Raw genomic sequence first — 18502 nt, 5'->3', positions numbered from 1 at the left:
CCGGGGCGGGTCAGACGGGGGTGTCGAGGACGCCGACGAAGCGGGTGCCGATGCCGTCGTACTCGTCGCGGCGGTGGCCCTCGGGGTGGTGCGGCCACTCGTCGGGGGAGTGGTCCTCGCAGACGAGGAAGCTGAACTCGGGCCACCACTTCTTCGGGCGGGCCGACTCGGAGCGGCCGCAGATCGCGCAGTCCAGGGTCACCCAGACCGGGCGCTTGCCCGTGCGGTTCTCGCGCGACTGGGCGAGCCAGGCCGGCGGATCCTGCTCCAGGGCGACGAGCTCCTCCTCGGAGAGGCGGGTGGGCAGCCCGTGCCGCGTCGCCATCTCGACGGAGATGTCGAGGCGCTGAGCGGCTTCGCGTCGCGTGATCATCGGATCACCCTAGCCGAGCACCGGCCGGGCGGCCCGGGTGCGCGGCCGGAGCGAGGCCCGCGCGACCAGCCACTCCAGCGGCCCTTGGCCGACGAAGCGGCGCCAGAGCAGGGCGCCGAACACCGCGACGACGGTGAAGGACGCGAGCAGCGTCCAGCTCTGCCACGCGGCGAAGTCGAAGGGCTCGTAGGGGATCAGGTAGACCGCCAGCGCGACGAGCTGCACGGAGTAGACCGTCAGCGGCATCGCCCCCACCGCGGCGAGCGGCGCGGTGACCGCGCGGACGACGGCGAGGCGCGCGGCGAGCGCGGTGAGCGACCCGATCGCGACGGCCGCGATGCCGCCGGCGCCGAGGATCTCCGCGGTCGTGCTCGAGTGCGCCTCGACGCTCTCCGGCCCGCCGAGGGCGAGGCCGAGGCCGTAGCCGAGCACCGCGGCGACCGCGCCGCCGATCACGAGCCAGCGCTGCGTCGTGGCCGAGCGGATGTCGCAGCGGGCGATCAGCAGGCCCAGCATCACGTAGGCGAGCCAGGAGGGCACGGGGTAGTACTGCGTCAGCCAGGTCAGCGGCATGCGCGCGAGCAGGGCGTCCTCGGGGGAGAGCGTCGCGATCCAGTCGTTCCCGGCGGTGACGATCCGGTCGACGAGCAGGGGGCCGCCGACGGCGAAGACGGCGGCGAGGACGGCGAGCACCGCTCGCGGCAGGAACATCAGCAGGGCCGCGACGACGAACATCAGGCCGTAGTGCGGCAGGATCACCGCGATCGGGGTGCCGAGCAGGTTGAGTCCCACCCCGATCACCAGGAGGTAGAGGCCGCGCAGGAGGATCGACGCGGTGTCGAGGAACGGGCGGGTCGAGCGCCGGGCGCCGCCGGACATCAGGCCGATCGAGACGCCGGCGAGCACCGCGAAGAGGACGGCGCTGCGGCCGTCCCAGGCCGCCTCGCGCTCGACGGGGGCGAGGTGCGCGGCGAACATCCCGAGCACGGCGAGACCGCGGGCGACGTCGAGTCCGACGATGCGGGACGAAGGGGCGGCCATCATTCCTCCATCGTGTCAGGAGCGGGCGAGCAGGGGCGTCGGCTCAGCCGCGGAACGACGACGGGCGCCCGACCGGAGTGGTCGAGCGCCCGTCGGGCCGCTCCGGATCGCTCCGGAGCGGGGTGGAGAGGACTACTGGCGGAAGATCGAGATCAGTCGCAGCAGCTCGAGGTACATCCAGACGACGGTGACGAGGATGCCGTAGGCGCCCGTCCAGCCGTAGATGCGCGGGGCGCCGTTGCGGACGCCCTGCTGGATGAACTCGAAGTCCATCACGAGGGAGTAGGTGGCGAGCGCGATGGCGATGAGGCCGATCACGATGCCGATGAAGCCGGTGCGGAGACCGAAGCCGCCGCCGACGCCGAACAAGCCGAGGCCGAGGTTGACGAGCGAGAAGACCGCGTAGCTGATCATGCCGATGAAGAAGATCTTGTTCAGCTTCGGCGAGGTGCGGATCTTGCCGTTCATGAACAGCGCCAGGGTGACGCCGATCACGACGACGGTCGCGAGCAGGGCCTGGACGACCGCGCCCTCGTAGGCGCTCTCGAAGAACTTGGAGATCCCGCCGACCGCGATGCCCTGGAAGGCGGCGTAGCCGAGGATGAGGCCGGGCGACGGCACCTTCTTGAAGGCGTTGACGATGCCGAGGACCAGTGCGACGAGCACGGCCGGCAGCATCAGGCCGGGGACGAACCAGCCCACCGCGGCACCCGCGAGGAGCACGACGAAGGCGAGAGCCGTCTTCGCGAGGGTGTCCTCGACGGTCATCCGGTTGGTGTCGGCCGAGCCCGCGGCCGGACGGTTGTACATCTGGTCGAGCGTGCCGGGCGACACGTCCGGGACGTCCTGCACGCGGCCGGCGTAGCCCCGGTTGCTGAACTCCGGACGACCGAACGCCGGGTTGTTGCTTGCCATGGTTCCTCTTCTCTCAGGTGCGCTCGACGGTGACGGAAAGGCCCGTCGGGACTCGCGGAGCTGAGTCGCTGTGAATGCGGGATCCACCGGCTGCCCTCTCGGGACCACCAGCGGTACGCCCACAGTATCTGAGAACATCTCTCAGAGTCTGGCTATTCCCTTCGCGGGAGCCCCGGTTCCGCCCGGAGTCGCCTGCCGTCGCCCGTAGGATCGCCGCATGCCGACCCGCCCCGTCCCGCTCGTCATCGGTCACCGCGGGGCCAGCGGCTACCGCCCGGAGCACACCAGATCAGCCTACGAGCTGGCGATCGCACTCGGCGCCGACGCCGTCGAGCCGGATCTCGTCGCCTCGCGCGACGGCGTGCTCGTGCTCCGGCACGAGAACGAGATTTCCGGCACCACTGACGTGGAACGTCGCCCCGAGTTCGCGCAGCGTCGCACGACGAAGCGCGTCGACGGCAAGGACATCACCGGCTGGTTCATCGAGGACTTCACCTGGGCCGAGCTGTCGACCCTGCGGGCGCGGGAGCGGCTGCCGGCCGTCCGCGCCTCCAGTGCCACCTTCGACGGCCAGTTCCCGATCCTCCGTTTCAGCGAGCTGCTCGCGCTGCTCGACCGGGCGGCGGAGGACGCGCCGCAAGCACCGCCGGGGCTCGTGGCCGAGATCAAGCACGCGACGTCTTTCGACGCCCTCGGCCTGCCGCTGGACGTGCTGCTCGAGCAGGAGCTGGCCGCGGCGGGCTGGGCGCGGACCGATCCGAGGCTGACGATCGAGAGCTTCGAGAAGACCGTCCTGGAGCGCCTCGCGGTCCGCGGGGTGGGGGCGAAGCGGATCTATCTGATCGAGTCGCGCGGGACTCCGCCGGATCTCGTCGCCGCGCACGGCTCGCGGGCCACTCCCTACGCCGACTTCGTCACTCCTGCGGGCCTGCGCGGGCTCGCGGGGACGGTCGACGGCATCAGCGTCGACAAGAGCATGCTGTTCTCGCGGGACGGCGCGGGGCGCGCCACCGGGACGAACGCTCTGGTGGCCGAGGCGCACGCCGTCGGCCTGCAGGTGTACACCTGGACGCTGCGCGCCGAGAACCGCTTCCTCGAGAAGGTGCACCGGATCGGCAAGGAGCCGGAGGCGTACGGCGCCTGGCAGGACGAGTTCCGCGCGATCCTGCGCACCGGGATCGACGGGGTCTTCGCGGACCAGCCGGACCTGGCGATCGAGGCGCGCGCCGCCGAGGACGAGGCGAGGGGCCGCGCCGGCTGACCCGCCGGCGGGCACTCCGGCGCGTGCCCGGCGCGTGCTCCGGCGCGTGCGGAGGGAACGGGGAGCCTCCGCTGGCATCATCGGGCCCACGTGCCCGACTCCCGGCACCGCCGTCCGCCCGTTCCCGACCCCGCCTGCGCCGAGAGGAGCCCGACCGTGAAGACCCGCGCCCGCATCACCCGCCGGTGGATCGTGTTCGCCGTGCTCGCCGCTCTCGGCGTCGCCGTCGTCTACGGGCTGGCCGTGCTGACTCCGCAGGGCCAGGCGGCCGAGAACTCCGGGCTGCGCGGCGCCGACCTCGTCTTCGGCCGCGCCACCGGCACGGCGGCAGGAGCGCTCGCCGACGTCACCCCGGTGTCGATGATCGGCGGCGCGCTGCTGGTCGCGGCGATCGCGCTGATCCGCCGGCGCCCGGCGCTGGCGCTCGCCTCCGTCGGCTCGATCGTGGTCACGGCGGGGCTGACGCAGCTGCTGAAGAACGTCGTGCTGGAGCGGCCGCTGCTCGTCGAGACCGACTCCTGGTACACCGGCGGCAGCTTCCCGAGCGGCCACACGGCGGCGGCGGTGTCGGTGGTCTTCGCGCTGGCGATGGTCGTCCCGAGGCGCGGGCGCACGGTCGTGCTCGTGGTCGGCGGCGCCGTGGTGGTGCTGGTCGGGAATCTGACGATGGCCGCCTCCTGGCACCGCGCGAGCGACGTGCTGGGCGCCGATCTGGTCGGGCTCGCCTCCGCGTCTCTCGCCTGCGCCTGGCTGTCGACGCGCGCGCAGGTGGGCCGGGCGCCGCGGAAGCCGCCGCGCCGGGCGGTGCTGCGGGTGCTGCTGGTCTGCTCGGTCGTGCTCGTGCTGACGCTCGGGGCGCTCGCCGTGCAGGGCATCCAGTACTACCCGGACGACACGAAGGACCTCACCGCGTTCGCGCTGCTGCAGGTGCTCGCGGTGGCGACCTCCACGGTCGCGGTGGTCGGCTTCGCGCTGGCGTGGCGCGGGCTGGACATCGGCGGGCCGCTCACCGCGCCCGTGCGGCGTCAGCGCGCGGCCTGATCGGGACCCGACCGCGCGGCGTCCCGCGGCGGGTGTCGGAGGCGCGATCTACACTCGGAGGGACATGAGCCTCCTCTTCGATCCGAGCGATTCCCGCGCCACCCCGGTCATCGTCGGCGCGCCCGGCGGGCCCTCCGGCGACTCCGCGCGCACCGACCCCGAGCACGAGCGCCTCGTGGCGGGACTCAACCCGCAGCAGCGCGAGGCGGTCGAGTACCGCGGCGACGCGCTGCTCATCGTCGCGGGTGCCGGCTCGGGCAAGACCAGCGTGCTGACGCGGCGCATCGCGAGCCTGCTCGGCAGCGGGGAGGCCTGGCCCAGCCAGATCCTCGCGATCACCTTCACCAACAAGGCCGCCGCCGAGATGCGCGAGCGCGTCGAGAAGATCGTCGGCCAGGCCGCCGAGGGGATGTGGATCTCGACGTTCCACTCCGCCTGCGTGCGGATCCTGCGCCGCGAGGCCGAGAACTTCGGGATGACCTCGTCGTTCACCATCTACGACTCGGGCGACCAGCGCGCGCTGCTCAAGCGGATCGTGAAGGACCTCGAGGCCGACTCGCTCGGCATCACGGTCGCGAGCGCCTCGGCGAAGATCTCGAAGCTCAAGAACGAGCTCGCCGACGTCGACTCCTACGCGCGGACCGCGAACATGAGCGATCCGAACGAGGAGATGTTCCTCCAGGTCTTCCGCGCCTACTCGCGCGCGCTCGAGAGCGCGAACGCCTTCGACTTCGACGACCTGATCGCGCAGACGGTCTACCTCTTCCGCGCGTTCCCGCATGTCGCGGCGAAGTACCAGCGCCGCTTCCGGCACGTGATGGTCGACGAATACCAGGACACGAACCACGCGCAGTACTCGCTGATCCACGAGCTGACCCGGGCCGTGCCGCCCGCGACGATCGCGGCGGCCGCCTTCGACCGCCCCTACCGCGGCCCGGTGACGGCCGACGGCTCGATCCCCGGCGCCTCGCTCACCGTCGTGGGCGACTCCGACCAGTCGATCTACGCGTTCCGCGGGGCGGACATCCGCAACATCGTCGAGTTCGAGCGCGACTTCCCCGGCTGCCGGGTGATCCTGCTCGAGCAGAACTACCGCTCGACCCAGAACATCCTCTCGGCCGCGAACGCGGTGATCTCGAACAACTTCGACCGCCGCGCGAAGAACCTCTGGTCGGCCAGCGGCGAGGGCGAGAAGATCATCGGCTACACCGGGTACTCCGGCCACGACGAGGCGCAGTTCGTCGTCGACGAGATCGCCCGGATCCACGCGGCGGGAACCGGCTACGACGAGATCGCCGTGTTCTACCGGACCAACGCGCAGACCCGCGCGCTGGAGGAGATCTTCATCCGCTCGGCGCTGCCCTACCGGATCCTCGGCGGCACCAAGTTCTACGAGCGCGCCGAGATCAAGGACGCGCTCGCCTACCTGATCACGGTCGCGAACCCGGCGGACGTGCTGGCGCTGCGCCGGATCATGAACACGCCCAAGCGCGGCATCGGCCCGGCGACCGAGGCGCAGCTGCAGTCCTTCGCGGACACCAACGCGGTGACGCTGCGCGAGGCGATGCGGAACGCCGGGTCGCTCGGCATGGGCCCGAAGGTGACGAAGGCGATCGTCGATCTCGCGACGCTGCTCGACGAGTGCGCCCTGATGCTCGACCCGGCGCGGCCCGAGGGCGAGGCGAAGGTGCACGAGGTGCTGTCGGCGCTGCTCTCCCGCAGCGGGTACATCGACATGCTCCGCGCCAGCCGCGACCCGCAGGACGAGGCGCGCGCCGAGAACGTCGACGAGCTGATCGCCGTGACGAAGGAGTTCGCCCGCAACAACCCCGACGGCGGTCTGGTCGACTTCCTCACCGAGGTGTCGCTGGTCGCCGCGGCCGACGATCTGGACGACGACTCCGGGACCGTGTCGCTGATGACCCTGCACACCGCGAAGGGGCTCGAGTACGACGCGGTGTTCCTCACCGGGATCGAGGAGGACCTGCTCCCGCACCGCATCTCGGCGAACGAGCCGGGCGGCCCGGCGGAGGAGCGGCGCCTGTTCTACGTGGGCATCACCCGCGCGCGGAAGCGGCTCTACCTCTCGCTGGCGATGACCCGCGCGCAGTACGGCGAGACCTCGGTCGCGATGCCCAGCAGGTTCCTCCAGGAGATCCCGGCCGAGCTGATCGAGTGGCGCCAGTCGCCGGGGGCGGCGACCTCCCGAGGCGGCACCCAGCCGCGGGCGCTCAACGCGCAGCGGCCCGGGTTCGGCCGCTCGAAGTCGAACACCGAGTTCCGCCAGGCGCTCGCCGCAGCGCCGAAGGCGAAGGGCGAGTTCCCCAACCGGATCACCGGGATGGTGCGCGACAACGGCGACCTCGAGCTGATCGCGGGCGACCGCATCCGGCACACCGACTTCGGCGAGGGCCGCGTGAACGCGGTCACCGGCGAGGGCAGCAAGCGGGTCGCGCACGTGCTCTTCGACCAGGTCGGCGCCAAGAAGCTGCTGATCAAGGTCGCGCCGATCGAGAAGATCTGAGCTGTTGAGGAGCGCGGCGGCCGGCGCCGTGAACGGGCGCGGGCCGCTCGCGGCGCGGGTGGCGACGGAGGCGTTCGCGCCGCCGGTGCTCGCGATGGTCGTGCCGCTGATCGTGGGCGCGCGGGTGGCGGATCCGCCGCTGCTCGGGGTGGCGTGGGGAGCGCTCGCCGCGCTGTTCGTGGGCGTGCTGCCGTACCTCGTCGTGCGGCTGCTGATGCGCGCGGGGCGGATCCGCGGGGATCACCACGTGCCGGACCGCCGCGAGCGGGCCCTGCCGATCGGGCTCGCGCTGGTCTCGATCGTGATCGGGCTCGTGCTGCTGGCGGCGCTCGGCGCGCCCGCCGCGGTGACGACCTTCGGCGTCGTCACGGTGGCGGTGCTCGCAGTGATCGGGATCGTCAACCTCGGCTGGAAGCTGTCGGGGCACGCCGCGGTCGTCGCGACCTGTGCGGTGGTGGTGCTGATCGCCTACGGCCCGTGGTCGCTGCTCGTCACCGTGCCGATCGCGCTCTGGACCGGCTGGTCGCGCGTGCGCCTCGGCGCGCACACTCCGGCCCAGGTGATCGCGGGCGCCGGGGTCGGCGCCGTGCTCGCCTCGCTCGTCTGGACCCTCCTGAGCTGACCCCTGCCGCGAGATCCCACTTGTGCACGCCTTTCACGGCGTGTCGCGTGCACAAGTGGCATCTCGCGGCGGGGGAGGGGGTTACGCGTCGCAGGCGATGCCGTCGCCGTCGCGGTCGAGGTCGTACTCGTCGGGGCCGACGACCGTGACCGGGCCCTGGATGTAGACCGGGCCGTTGCCGGAGCCCGCGGCGCAGTCGCCGTCGGAGGCGATGGGGACGCACTCGCCGGCGTAGCTGGGGTGGCAGCCGGCGTCGGCCGGCTCGGGAGCGGGGGCCGGAGCCGGGACCAGCGTGCCGACGCGGGTCACGTCGTCGACGGCGGGCGTGGTGACCGCCTCGGACAGCTGTGCGCGGGAGACCTCGGCGCCGTCGTGCTTCACGATCTCGAAGGTGCGGGTGAGCACGCCGTCGACGCCGGCGACGACGGTGCTCGTGCCCTGGGCGGCGCTCGGGTCGTCCTCGGTGCGCGAGGAGCGGGCGATCGGGACCGTCTCGGTGATCGTCTCGGTCGTGGTCACGACGGTCGGGGTCGGGGTCGGGGTGGGAGTCGGGGTCGCCGTCCGAGTGGGAGTCGGGGCGGCGGGGCGGGTCGGAGCGGCGGCGAAGGACGCCGGGCTCCCGGTTCCGGACGCGACGGCCTGCTCGTCGGCCGGTGCCGGCGCGGACGTGGCTCCGAACGCCGACGTGCTCAGAACGAGCACGAGCATCGCGGCGGCCCCCGTCATCGCCGAGGCGCGGCGGCGGCGCGCCAGTCCGAGCCAGGTCGGCCTGCGTAGGAGCACGCCGTAGGCGGCCGTGATCAGCACGACGAGAGCGACCATGATCAGCGCCGACCAGGGCCCGCCCGTCAGCCAGGCGACGAGGGCGAGGAAGGCGGTGATGCCACCGACCACCCACTGCAGTGGCGTGAGGCGGAGGCGGGTGAGCCGCAGCGATCCCGCCCGCAACGGGCGGCGCCCGGAGGCGCTGTGGTCCGCGGAGACGGGGCCGGCGGGAACGCTGTCCTGCGGGCGACCCGCGGACCGGAGGAGGGCGGGCAGAGCGGCCGTCCGCCGGCGGACGGGGGACCGCCGATCGGCGGACAGGGCGTTGCGGCGGGCGCGACCCGGCAGGTCGGGCGGGAGGTGCGGGTGGCGGGGGCTCATGGCGGTTCTTCCTGGTGGCGCGGCGGGACGCCTCAGCATGCCCCACGTGACCCTTCCTCCGTGTCCCCCGAATAAGGCGGCATCCGAAGGATGCCCGCCCCCGCGAGATGCCACTTGTGTACGCGACACGCCGTGAAAGGCGTGCACAAGTGGCATCTCGCGGAGAGAGGTGGGACTCGGGCAGGGGTCAGGAGTACTGGGCGACGAGCTCGCGCTTCAGGATCTTGCCGCTCGGGCCGAGGGGGAGAGCGTCGACGAGCTCGATGCGGCGGGGGAACTTGAAGGCGGCGAGGTGCTCGTTCGCGTAGGCGATCAGCTCCTCCGCGGTCGCGGTCGCCGAGGGCAGCAGCACGACGGCGGCCATGATCTCCTGGCCGTGCTTCTCGTCGGGGACACCGAAGACGGCGGCGTTGGCCACGGCGGAGTGCCCGATCAGGACCTCCTCGACCTCGCGCGGGTACACGTTGTAGCCGTTGCGGATGATCATGTCCTTGGTGCGGTCGAGGATGCGGATGTAGTCCTCGTCGTCCTTCGTGCCGAGGTCGCCGGTGCGGAACCAGCCGTCGACGACCGCCGCGGCGGAGGCCTCGGGGTTGCCGAGGTAGCCCTTCATCAGGTTGTGGCCGCGGACCACGATCTCGCCCAGCTCGCCCCGGGGGAGCAGCTCGATCCGGTCGACGACCTCGGCGCGGGCGACCTCGACGTCCACGCCCCAGATCGGCGTGCCGACGGTGCCGGCCCGCGGCGGGACGCCGACGTGGTTGAAGGTGGCGACGGGCGAGGTCTCGGTCAGGCCGTAGCCCTCGTAGATCTCGACGCCGAACACCTCGCGGAAGCGCTCGATCACGGCGACGGGCAGGGCCGCTCCGCCGGAGACGGCGTAGCGCAGCGGCGGGCGGTCCTCGCGGCGGGTGGCGGCGTCGAGCAGCGCGACGTACATCGTCGGGACGCCCTCGAACACGGTGCACTCGTGCGCGATCATCGCCTCGAGCGCCGCGTCGCCGTCGAACTTCGGCACGAGCACCACGGTCGCCGCGGTGCGGAACGCCGTGTTCATCGCGCAGACCTGGCCGAAGGTGTGGAAGAGCGGCAGCGCGCCGAGCACGACGTCGCCCTGGTGCAGGTCGAAGGTGTTCATCAGCAGCACGTCGGACTGCGAGACGATCGCGAAGTGCGTGCCCTCGGCGCCCTTGGGCCGGCCGGTGGTGCCGCTGGTGTAGAGGATCGTCGCGGTGTCGAACGGCGAGCGCGGCACGTAGGTGTCGATCGGGATCGCCTCGGCGGCCAGGTCCTCGAGGCGGGGGAAGGGGCTCTCGGTGCCGTCGGGCACCAGCACGCTCAGCACGGGGACGTCGGCCAGGGCGGCTCCTGCCGCGCCCTCGGCCAGCAGCGGGGCGGCGCAGATCAGCGCGGTCGCTCCGGAGTCGCGCAGCACGTAGGCGATCTCGTCGTGCTTGAGCAGCGCGTGGACCGGCACCACGACGGCCCCGAGGGCGAGGACGGCGAAGTAGCCGCGCGGGAAGTCGGGGACGTTCGGGATCAGCAGCGCGACCCGGTCGCCGGGCCCGATCCCCTGCGCGCGGAGAGCGCCGGCGTAGGCCCGGGTCTGCTCCCAGAGGGTGCCGTAGTCGATCGCCTGCGGGCCGACCCGGACCGCGATCGTCGTCGGCGTGCGGCGGGCCGCCTCCGCCAGGATCGCCGCGACCGAGACGCTGCCGAACCCGGCCGGGGGCGGGGGTGCGGCGGGTGCCTCGGTCGTGCGCGGTTCGGTGATGCTCATCGGGGCTCCAGTCGTCGTTGACCGCCACGGCGCGTTCGCCGGGTGCTTCACGGTAGATCCGGCGGAGGCGCCGTTCAAGCACTGCGCACCGGATGCTCAGCGTGCGGCCGGGGGCGGACGGCGGCGGGGGGCAAGGGCCTGCGGTGCGGAACGGCCGCCCGTACAGTCGAGGCGACGACGGAGGAGGCGCTCATGCGCGGCGAGGCGACGCTCTACACCGAGACGATCGCGACGGCGCCGTTCGCGCTGGCGGTCATCGCCGAGGCGACCGGCTCGCGGGTGGTCGGCGCGCGCACGGCGGACGCGCACGTCCCGCTCTACAGCGGGCCGACCAGCGCGCGGGTCTCGGTCGCGGGCTTCGGCGACAGCGTGCCGATCAGCGTCGACGTCCGCGACGAGCGCGGGCAGGACGAGGCGCGCGCCGCGGCGCAGGCGCTCGGTCTCGAGCTGGCCGCCTACGCCGGCTGGACGATCACGCCCGGCTTCTGAGCCGCCGGTCGGACTCCGCGCGCACCCGGGCCAGGAAGAACCGGCTCGGCGCCGTGCGCACCGCGGTCGGCAGGACGCGGTAGACGGCGAAGGTGCAGGCGAGCGCCCGGTCGAACCGCCTCTGCTGCCGGGCGCTCCAGCGGAAGCCGAACGGCGCGCGGAGCTCCGGCGGCAGCAGTCCCGCCGTCATCAGCCGGAGGTAGGGGCCGACCGGGCGCAGCCACCAGGCCGCGATGCCGCCGTCGAGCAGGTCGTGGGCGACCCGGCGCGCGGCGGGCGTGACCTCGAGCCGCGCGAGCTCCCGCTCCCAGTAGGCGTCGAACGCCGCGCGGGAGTCGGGCCAGAGCTCCTCGGGCATCTGCAGCGCGGTGCCGACCACACGGGAGCGGTGCACGATCTCGTCCGCCTCCGCGCGGCCGAGCGGGCCCCAGGCGCCCTCGTGGAGCTGCAGCATCGACTGGGTGATGGTGGCGGCGACCCAGCGCTGCAGCTCCGGATCGAACGCGGTGTAGCCGGGACCGCGGACCGGAGCGTGCGCGCGATTGACCCGGCGCTGGACGGTGCGGACGTCGTCCTCGGAGCCGAACTGCAGCGCGTAGAGGTAGGAGAGGGTGCCGAAGAGCCGGCCGAGGGCGCGGTGCACGAAATCGGAGTGCTCGGCGACGCCGGCGCCGACCGCGGGGTGCGCGATCTGCAGGAGGATGGCCCTCGCTCCCGCGACGAGGAAGACGCCCTCGCGGAAGACGTCGCGGTGGACGGGCGCGCGCAGGGGCATCCCTCCACGGTACGCGGCGCGGGCGTTCCTCCACACTCCGCGATCCGGGCGGCTCTCCACACTCCGCCGCTGCGCGCCCGGCGGCACAGGAACGCCTCGCGGGGTCCGGAGTAGAGTTGGCGCGGCCCAGGAAGAGTGCCGACACAGAACCGTGCCGAGACTCCGGACAGCGCGCAGCGGACGAGCAGCGCGGATCCGGACAGCACGGATCGCGACGGCGCCGTGGGCCGACCTCGGACTCGGAACGCAAGCGCGCTCGGCGCGGAATGGGAATGCAGCGTGGATCTCTTCGAATACCAGGCCCGTGATCTGTTCGAGAAGTACGGCGTGCCCGTGCTCCCCGGCATCGTCGCCGACACGCCGGAGGAGGTGCGCGCCGCGGCGGAGAAGCTGGGCGGCGTCACCGTCGTTAAGGCGCAGGTCAAGATCGGCGGCCGCGGCAAGGCGGGCGGCGTGAAGGTCGCGAAGACCGCGGACGACGCGTTCGAGGCGGCGAAGTCGATCCTCGGCCTGGACATCAAGGGCCACGTCGTCAAGCGCGTCATGGTCGCCGGCGGTGCCCGCATCGACCGCGAGTTCTACTTCTCGGTGCTGCTCGACCGGGCCAACCGCTCCTACCTCTCGCTCACCTCCTACGAGGGCGGCATGGAGATCGAGCAGCTCGCCGTCGAGCGCCCCGAGGCGCTCGCGCGCGTCGAGGTCGTCCCCGGCCAGGGCATCGACCGGGCCAAGGCCGAGGAGATCGCCCGCGCGGCGAAGTTCCCGGAGGAGCTGATCGCCAAGGTCGCCCCCGTGCTCGTGAAGCTCTACGACGTCTACACCGGCGAGGACGCGACGCTCGTCGAGGTCAACCCGCTCGTGCTCACCGAGGAGGGCGACATCGTCGCGCTCGACGGCAAGGTCTCGCTCGACGAGAACGCCGGCTTCCGCCACCCCGAGCACGCCGCGCTCGAGGACAAGGACGCGGCCGACCCGCTCGAGGCCAAGGCCAAGGAGAACGACCTCAACTACGTGAAGCTCGACGGCGAGGTCGGCATCATCGGCAACGGCGCGGGGCTGGTCATGTCCACGCTCGACGTCGTCGCCTACGCCGGCGAGAAGCACAACGGCGTGAAGCCGGCCAACTTCCTCGACATCGGCGGCGGAGCCTCCGCCCAGGTGATGGCGAACGGCCTCGACGTGATCCTCGGCGACGAGCAGGTCAAGAGCGTCTTCGTCAACGTCTTCGGCGGCATCACCGCCTGCGACGCGGTCGCGAACGGCATCCTGCAGGCCCTCGAGATCCTCGGCGACTCGGCGACCAAGCCGCTCGTCGTGCGCCTCGACGGCAACAAGGTGGAGGAGGGCCGCGCGATCCTCGAGGCCGCCGCCAACCCGCTCATCACCCTGGCCGCGACGATGGACGAGGGCGCCGACAAGGCCGCCGCACTCGCCGCCGCGTAACGACCCCCTCGACTCAAGGAATCAGAGAACAAGCATGTCGATCTTCCTCAACAAGGACTCCAAGGTCATCGTCCAGGGCATCACCGGCGGCGAGGGCACCAAGCACACCGCGCTGATGCTCAAGGCCGGCACGAACGTCGTCGGCGGTGTCAACGCCCGCAAGGCCGGCACGACCGTCACCCACGGCGACGTCGAGCTGCCCGTCTTCGGCACCGTCAAGGAGGCCATCGAGGCCACCGGCGCCGACGTCTCGATCGCGTTCGTCCCGCCCGCCTTCTCGAAGGACGCCGTCATCGAGGCGATCGACGCCGAGATCGGCCTCCTCGTCGTCATCACCGAGGGCATCCCGGTGCAGGACTCGGCCGAGTTCTGGGCCTACGCGCAGGAGAAGGGCAACAAGACCCGGATCATCGGACCGAACTGCCCCGGCATCATCACGCCGGGCGAGTCGCTCGTGGGCATCACCCCCGCGACGATCACCGGCAAGGGCCCGATCGGCCTCGTCTCGAAGTCGGGCACGCTGACCTACCAGATGATGTACGAGCTGCGCGATCTGGGCTTCTCGACCGCCATCGGCATCGGCGGCGACCCGATCATCGGCACCACGCACATCGACGCCCTCGCGGCGTTCGAGGCCGACCCCGAGACCAAGGCGATCGTGATGATCGGCGAGATCGGCGGCGACGCCGAGGAGCGCGCGGCCGACTTCATCAAGGCGAACGTCACGAAGCCGGTCGTCGGCTACGTCGCGGGCTTCACGGCTCCCGAGGGCAAGACCATGGGCCACGCCGGCGCCATCGTCTCCGGCTCCGCGGGCACCGCGCAGGCGAAGAAGGAGGCACTCGAGGCCGCCGGTGTCCGCGTGGGCAAGACGCCCTCCGAGACGGCCGACCTGCTCCGCGAGGTCTACGCGGCGCTGTAGCGCACCGCACGTCCTGGACGGACGGGATCGGCCGCCTCGCGCGGTCGGCCCCGTCCGTTCCGCCGTCTCCGGCGCGGTAGCGTCGTGCCGTGACCCGCCGCCTCGGACTCGACTTCCTCACCTTCGTGCCGTACCCGGAGGGTCCCGAGCAGGCGGGCGACGCGGCGCGCAGCCTCGAGGACGGCCTCGCCCTGTTCGAGCTCGCGGAGGAGCTCGGCTACGACACCGGCTGGGTACGCGTGCGGCACTTCGAGCGCTTCCTCGCCTCGCCGATGACCTTCTTCGCCGCCGCCTCGCAGCGCACCCGGCGCCTGCGCCTGGGCAGCGCCGTGATCGGCGCGCGCTACGAGTCGCCCGTCCGGCTCGCGGAGGACGCGGCGACCGTCGACCTGCTCTCCGGCGGCCGGCTCGACCTCGGCGTGAGCAGCGGCTTCGCGCACCTCGCCTCGGTCTTCGACGGCGTCTTCGGCCAGGCCGACCGCGAGTTCCGCGCCGAGGCGCAGGAGCGGATCGAGCGCCTGCGCGACGCGCTCTCGGGCTCGGTGCTCGGCATCGCGGAGTCCGCGCTGATGTCGGTGCCGGTCGGCGATCCGCTCGTGCAGCAGCCGCACGCGCCCGGGCTCGCCGACCGGCTCTGGTACGGCGCCGGTACGACGTCCTCCGCCGTGCGCGCCGGCGAGCAGGGCATGCACCTCCAGGTCTCGACGCTGAACACGGAGGAGACCGGGCTGCCGTTCGCCGAGCAGCAGGCCGCGCAGATCCGCGCCTACCGCGAGGCCTTCGCCGCGGCCCACCCCGGACGCACCTCGCGGGTCACGGCCGGGCGCATCGTGGTGCCGCTCACCGGCCCCGCCGACGAGGAGGCGCACCGCCCCTTCGTCGAGGGCTACCTCGCGCGGATGGACGACGACGGCCGGCCGCGCACCGCCGACCGCTCGATCATCGCGGCACCCATGCGGTTCAGCCCGCTGCACCTCGGCACGGTCGACGAGATCGTCGCGTCGCTCGCGGCCGATCCCGCGCTGGCGGAGGCGGACTCGCTCACGATCACGCTGCCCGCGGTCGGCGGGGTCGCGTCTCACCGGCGGATCCTGCAGACGGTCGCCGCGGAGATCGCGCCGCGGCTGGGCTGGACGCCCGCCGCCTAGGCCCGACGGAGCAGGAGCAGCGAGAGCGGGCGCTGCGCGATCAGCAGCAGCAGCCACCAGAGCCCGACGGAGGGCACGAGCAGCGCGAGCGCGAGGGCCAGGACGAGCAGCGCGAACGGGATGACGGCGGGGGCCAGCCGCACCGGCCCGGCGCCCTCTCTCAGCAGGTGCGGCCGGCGCCGCAGCCGCAGCTCGATCAGCAGCAGCGCGCCGCTGACCACGACCATGGTGCCGATGTAGAGGCCGATCGTCGCGCGGGAGTCGGGCAGCAGGGCGATGGCACTCGTCGAGAACGGGAAGAACGCGATCGCGACCAGCCAGAGCAGATCGAGCCAGACCAGCCCCGCGTCGTAGTCGCCGGCCAGCTCGAAGACCCGGTGGTGCGGCATCCAGAACACCGCGATCAGCGTGAAGGAGAGCGCGAAGGCGAGCACCGAGTCGAGGTGCCGGCCGAGGACCTCGCCCACGCCGCCGCCGTCTCGACCGATCTCGGGGGCGAGCTCGACCAGTGGCAGCACCAGGATCGTGATCGCGATGGCCACGGTCGCATCGGAGAAGTTCACCAGGCGGTCGAGGCCCCGCTCCGTGCGGGTGGGGCGGTGCCGCTCCGGCGGGTGACCGCGGTGCGCCAGGCGCTCGATCGGGCCGGAGAGCAGCAGCAGCAGGAGCGCGAACATGTTGACGCTCGGGACGGTGACGGCGAGCACGAGCGCGACGGCCAGCAGGGCGATCACGATCAGCGAGCGGGAGAGCGAGCGGAGCGGGTCCGTGCCGGGTACGAGGAGGGTGGGGTCGCGGCGCAGGATCAGCTGCATCGCCAGGGTCGTGGTGCTCGCGACGATCATGGTGCCGATGTAGAGCGCGAACACGGTCGGGTCGGTGGTGAAGACGTTGGACAGCAGATTCGCCGCGAACGGCAGCAGCACGATCGCCGCGAGCCAGACGAAGTTCACGGCGACCAGGGCGGGGGAGTTGCGGGCCACGCCCTCGAAGACCGCGTGGTGCACCAGCCACAGCCGCCCGATCACGGCGAAGGTGATGAAGAACGCCGACAGCGTGCCGTAGTGGCCGGCGAGCAGCGCGCCGAGATCGGTCGCGCCGCCCTCCTCGACGACGTCGACGAGGGGGAGCACGAGGAACGTGATCGCGATGGCGACCGTCGCGTCGGTGAAGTTCACCAGTCGGTCGAGTCCGCGCTCGCTGCGGGGGCCGGTCGTCGTCACGGCTCGACCCTAGGGGACGGCTCCGCTTGTCACGCCAGTGGATCTCGATACGCCCGCTGCGCGGGCTACTCGATCAGCATGATCCGGCGGCGTGCATGCATGCCGGTCGTTCGGCATGATCGGGCCCTGCCCGTGCTGATCGATCTACGCGACGGGGCTCTTCCCATGCTGGTCGAGTAGCCCCGGAGGGGCGTATCGAGACCCGCCGTCCTCGGCACGGCGGGTCTGCAGACTTCTCGTCTGACGCTGGTGGATCTCGATACGCCCGCTCGCGGGCTACTCGATCAGCATGATCGGCCCGTCCCATGCTGATCGATCAGCTCGACCGAGCCGCCTCGCGTCGGTCGATGAGCATGATCGGCCCCCTCGTGCTCGCCGATCAGCATGGTCCGGCGGTGTGCATGCTGGTCGAGTAGCCCCAACGGGGCGTATCGAGACCCGACGTCATCCGCAGTGCTTCCGACCGGGGTCGGGCGCCGCTCGTCCGGGGCGTCGCTGAGTGGTCGCGGGCCGGGCCGCCGATAGGCTCGACAGGCTCATGAACCGGATCACCGTCGCACTCCTCGCCGCCTTCGACGCCGCGCTCTCGGCGCTGATCGGCCTCGCGATCCCGCTCGTGCCGCTGACGATCCTCTGGGCCGTCCAGTACGACACGGCGGTCGACTGGAGCGTCTTCTGGCGCGTCGCCGCCGACGCCTGGCTGCTCGGACACGGCGCGGATCTGCAGGCCGCCTTCGCCCCGGACTCCCCGCTGGCGCTCGGGCTGCCGGACGGCGGGCAGCCGTTCGCGATCACCCTCGCCCCGCTCGCGTTCGCGCTCCTCGCGATCCTGCTCGGCGCCCGCACGGGCCGCCGCGCGCAGGAGTCGCCCTACCGGCTGCTCGGGATCGGCTCGGCGATCGCCACCTACCTCCTCGTCGCGCTGCTGGTGACCCTCGGCGCGACCACCGACGTCGCACGGATCGACGTCGTGCAGGGCACGCTGCTCCCGCCGCTCGTCTTCGCGCTCGGCGTGGTGATCGGAGCGGCGACCCACTCGGCCAGGAGCGGGGAGCGCGACCCGATCGGCGACTTCGCCGACCGGACGCTGCACCGCCTCCCCGAGCCGGCCGCGCCGCTCGTCCTCGCTTCGCTGCGCGGCGGGACCCTCGCGGCGGCCGGCGTGATCGGCGTCGCCGGCGTGCTCGTCGCGGTGCTGCTGGTCGCCGACTACGCCGCCGTCGTCGCGCTCTACGAGGGACTCGGCGGCGAGGCGCTCGGCGGCCTCGCCCTGACGCTCGGGCAGCTGGCGATCCTCCCGAACCTGGTGATCTGGGCGGCGAGCTGGCTGATCGGGCCGGGCTTCGCCCTCGGCGCCGGCTCGTCCGTCGCACCGGCCGGGACCCTCCTCGGCCCGATCCCCTCGATCCCGGTGCTCGCCGCGCTGCCGCAGGGCGAGCTCGCCTTCGCCTTCCTCGGTCTGCTCGTGCCGCTCCTGGCGGGCTTCCTCGCCGGCTGGCGGCTGCGCGCGGAGGTGGTCGACGGTCTCGACGGCCGGTCGCTGTTGCGGTGGGGTGCGGCCGCGGCGGGCGGCATCGGCGTGGTCGGCGGTCTGCTGCTCGGGCTGCTCGCCTGGTTCTCGGCGGGGGCGGCCGGGCCGGGTCGCCTCGTGCAGGTCGGTCCGGACCCGCTGCTCGTCGGCGCGTTCGCGGCGCTGGAGCTGGCGCTCGCCGCGGGGCTCGGGCTGGCGGCCGGCCGCATCCGCCGCGGCTGAGCGCCGGGCCCGATCGCCGGTGGTCGCCGCGGAGGCGTCCCCCTAG

The 18502-nt window shown here is 72.6% G+C and carries 16 protein-coding genes; 9 read left to right on the top strand and 7 right to left on the bottom strand.

What is annotated here, in order from left to right:
- Positions 1-10 precede the first annotated feature (10 nt).
- The 3 genes from HQQ86_RS04595 to HQQ86_RS04585 all read right to left on the bottom strand — a co-directional run bounded on the left by HQQ86_RS04595 (position 11) and on the right by HQQ86_RS04585 (position 2329).
- Positions 11-373: a DUF5997 family protein gene (locus HQQ86_RS04595; protein ID WP_173286836.1), complete on the bottom strand. Its 363-nt coding sequence runs from the start codon at positions 371-373 to the stop codon at positions 11-13.
- A gap of 9 nt (positions 374-382) precedes the next feature.
- Positions 383-1414, bottom strand: coding sequence for a DUF418 domain-containing protein (locus HQQ86_RS04590; protein WP_173286834.1), 1032 nt, complete (start codon positions 1412-1414; stop codon positions 383-385).
- 132 nt (positions 1415-1546) lie between these two features.
- Positions 1547-2329: a Bax inhibitor-1/YccA family protein gene (locus HQQ86_RS04585; RefSeq protein ID WP_173286832.1), complete on the bottom strand. Its 783-nt coding sequence runs from the start codon at positions 2327-2329 to the stop codon at positions 1547-1549.
- 217 nt (positions 2330-2546) lie between these two features.
- On the opposite strand from HQQ86_RS04585, the gene HQQ86_RS04580 reads away from it, so the two are divergent.
- The 4 genes from HQQ86_RS04580 to HQQ86_RS04565 all read left to right on the top strand — a co-directional run bounded on the left by HQQ86_RS04580 (position 2547) and on the right by HQQ86_RS04565 (position 7777).
- A complete protein-coding gene (locus HQQ86_RS04580) occupies positions 2547-3590 on the top strand; it encodes a glycerophosphodiester phosphodiesterase family protein (protein ID WP_173286830.1) in 1044 nt (347 codons plus the stop codon).
- 156 nt (positions 3591-3746) lie between these two features.
- The gene (locus HQQ86_RS04575; protein WP_173286828.1) at positions 3747-4631 is read left to right on the top strand and encodes a phosphatase PAP2 family protein; all 885 of its coding nucleotides are present in this window, start codon (positions 3747-3749) and stop codon (positions 4629-4631) included.
- Positions 4632-4695: 64 nt separating this feature from the next.
- Positions 4696-7155, top strand: a complete 2460-nt coding sequence (locus HQQ86_RS04570; protein WP_173286826.1) for an ATP-dependent helicase — start codon at positions 4696-4698, stop codon at positions 7153-7155.
- Positions 7156-7159: 4 nt separating this feature from the next.
- Positions 7160-7777 carry a phosphatase PAP2 family protein gene (locus HQQ86_RS04565; RefSeq protein WP_173286824.1) on the top strand — a complete coding sequence of 206 codons (618 nt, stop codon included), beginning with the start codon at positions 7160-7162 and terminating at the stop codon, positions 7775-7777.
- A gap of 81 nt (positions 7778-7858) precedes the next feature.
- Here the strand turns inward: HQQ86_RS04565 and HQQ86_RS21145 are convergent, their stop codons facing one another.
- Positions 7859-8923, bottom strand: coding sequence for a G5 domain-containing protein (locus HQQ86_RS21145; RefSeq protein WP_254071781.1), 1065 nt, complete (start codon positions 8921-8923; stop codon positions 7859-7861).
- A 187-nt stretch (positions 8924-9110) separates the two neighbouring features.
- Positions 9111-10703, bottom strand: a complete 1593-nt coding sequence (locus HQQ86_RS04555) for a long-chain fatty acid--CoA ligase (RefSeq protein WP_173286821.1) — start codon at positions 10701-10703, stop codon at positions 9111-9113.
- Positions 10704-10895: 192 nt separating this feature from the next.
- Between HQQ86_RS04555 and HQQ86_RS04550 the strand changes: the two genes are divergently transcribed.
- Positions 10896-11192, top strand: a complete 297-nt coding sequence (locus HQQ86_RS04550; RefSeq protein WP_173286819.1) for a hypothetical protein — start codon at positions 10896-10898, stop codon at positions 11190-11192.
- On the opposite strand, the gene HQQ86_RS04545 is transcribed toward HQQ86_RS04550, so the two are convergent.
- Entirely contained in the window at positions 11176-11967 is a 792-nt protein-coding gene (locus HQQ86_RS04545) for an oxygenase MpaB family protein (protein ID WP_173286817.1), read from the bottom strand. The genes HQQ86_RS04550 and HQQ86_RS04545 overlap by 17 nt on opposite strands.
- Before the next feature lie 279 nt (positions 11968-12246).
- Here HQQ86_RS04545 and sucC point away from each other — a divergent pair, with 279 nt between their 5' ends.
- The 3 genes from sucC to HQQ86_RS04530 all read left to right on the top strand — a co-directional run bounded on the left by sucC (position 12247) and on the right by HQQ86_RS04530 (position 15480).
- On the top strand, positions 12247-13410 hold the full coding sequence (sucC, locus tag HQQ86_RS04540) for an ADP-forming succinate--CoA ligase subunit beta (RefSeq protein ID WP_173286815.1): 1164 nt from the start codon (positions 12247-12249) through the stop codon (positions 13408-13410).
- Between the two features lie 34 nt (positions 13411-13444).
- Complete coding sequence (gene sucD, locus HQQ86_RS04535; RefSeq protein ID WP_123445113.1) at positions 13445-14332, top strand: succinate--CoA ligase subunit alpha; 888 nt, start codon at positions 13445-13447, stop codon at positions 14330-14332.
- Positions 14333-14421: 89 nt separating this feature from the next.
- Positions 14422-15480, top strand: coding sequence for an LLM class flavin-dependent oxidoreductase (locus HQQ86_RS04530; protein ID WP_173286813.1), 1059 nt, complete (start codon positions 14422-14424; stop codon positions 15478-15480).
- Here the strand turns inward: HQQ86_RS04530 and HQQ86_RS04525 are convergent.
- A complete protein-coding gene (locus HQQ86_RS04525) occupies positions 15477-16703 on the bottom strand; it encodes a TMEM175 family protein (protein WP_173286811.1) in 1227 nt (408 codons plus the stop codon). The genes HQQ86_RS04530 and HQQ86_RS04525 overlap by 4 nt on opposite strands.
- A gap of 538 nt (positions 16704-17241) precedes the next feature.
- On the opposite strand from HQQ86_RS04525, the gene HQQ86_RS04520 reads away from it, so the two are divergent.
- Positions 17242-18456 (top strand): DUF6350 family protein, encoded by a 1215-nt coding sequence (locus HQQ86_RS04520; RefSeq protein WP_173286809.1) that lies wholly within the window; start codon positions 17242-17244, stop codon positions 18454-18456.
- The last annotated feature ends 46 nt before the right edge of the window (positions 18457-18502 follow it).

It is taken from the genome of Rathayibacter sp. VKM Ac-2857 (genome assembly GCF_013205025.1).
Lineage (GTDB): Bacteria > Actinomycetota > Actinomycetes > Actinomycetales > Microbacteriaceae > Rathayibacter.
Note: the sequence above shows the minus strand (reverse complement) of the source record. Positions and strands in the feature narration are given on the sequence as shown.

Bases quoted from the DNA above. Each gene is read 5' to 3' on its own strand.
- HQQ86_RS04555 (WP_173286821.1), bottom strand. From the start codon at position 10,703: ATGAGCATCACCGAACCGCGCACGACCGAGGCACCCGCCGCACCCCCG.
- HQQ86_RS04595 (WP_173286836.1), bottom strand. From the start codon at position 373: ATGATCACGCGACGCGAAGCCGCTCAGCGCCTCGACATCTCCGTCGAG.
- sucD (WP_123445113.1), top strand. From the start codon at position 13,445: ATGTCGATCTTCCTCAACAAGGACTCCAAGGTCATCGTCCAGGGCATC.
- HQQ86_RS04550 (WP_173286819.1), top strand. From the start codon at position 10,896: ATGCGCGGCGAGGCGACGCTCTACACCGAGACGATCGCGACGGCGCCG.
- HQQ86_RS04570 (WP_173286826.1), top strand. From the start codon at position 4,696: ATGAGCCTCCTCTTCGATCCGAGCGATTCCCGCGCCACCCCGGTCATC.
- HQQ86_RS04585 (WP_173286832.1), bottom strand. From the start codon at position 2,329: ATGGCAAGCAACAACCCGGCGTTCGGTCGTCCGGAGTTCAGCAACCGG.
- HQQ86_RS04590 (WP_173286834.1), bottom strand. From the start codon at position 1,414: ATGGCCGCCCCTTCGTCCCGCATCGTCGGACTCGACGTCGCCCGCGGT.
- HQQ86_RS21145 (WP_254071781.1), bottom strand. From the start codon at position 8,923: ATGAGCCCCCGCCACCCGCACCTCCCGCCCGACCTGCCGGGTCGCGCC.
- HQQ86_RS04580 (WP_173286830.1), top strand. From the start codon at position 2,547: ATGCCGACCCGCCCCGTCCCGCTCGTCATCGGTCACCGCGGGGCCAGC.
- HQQ86_RS04520 (WP_173286809.1), top strand. From the start codon at position 17,242: ATGAACCGGATCACCGTCGCACTCCTCGCCGCCTTCGACGCCGCGCTC.
- HQQ86_RS04545 (WP_173286817.1), bottom strand. From the start codon at position 11,967: ATGCCCCTGCGCGCGCCCGTCCACCGCGACGTCTTCCGCGAGGGCGTC.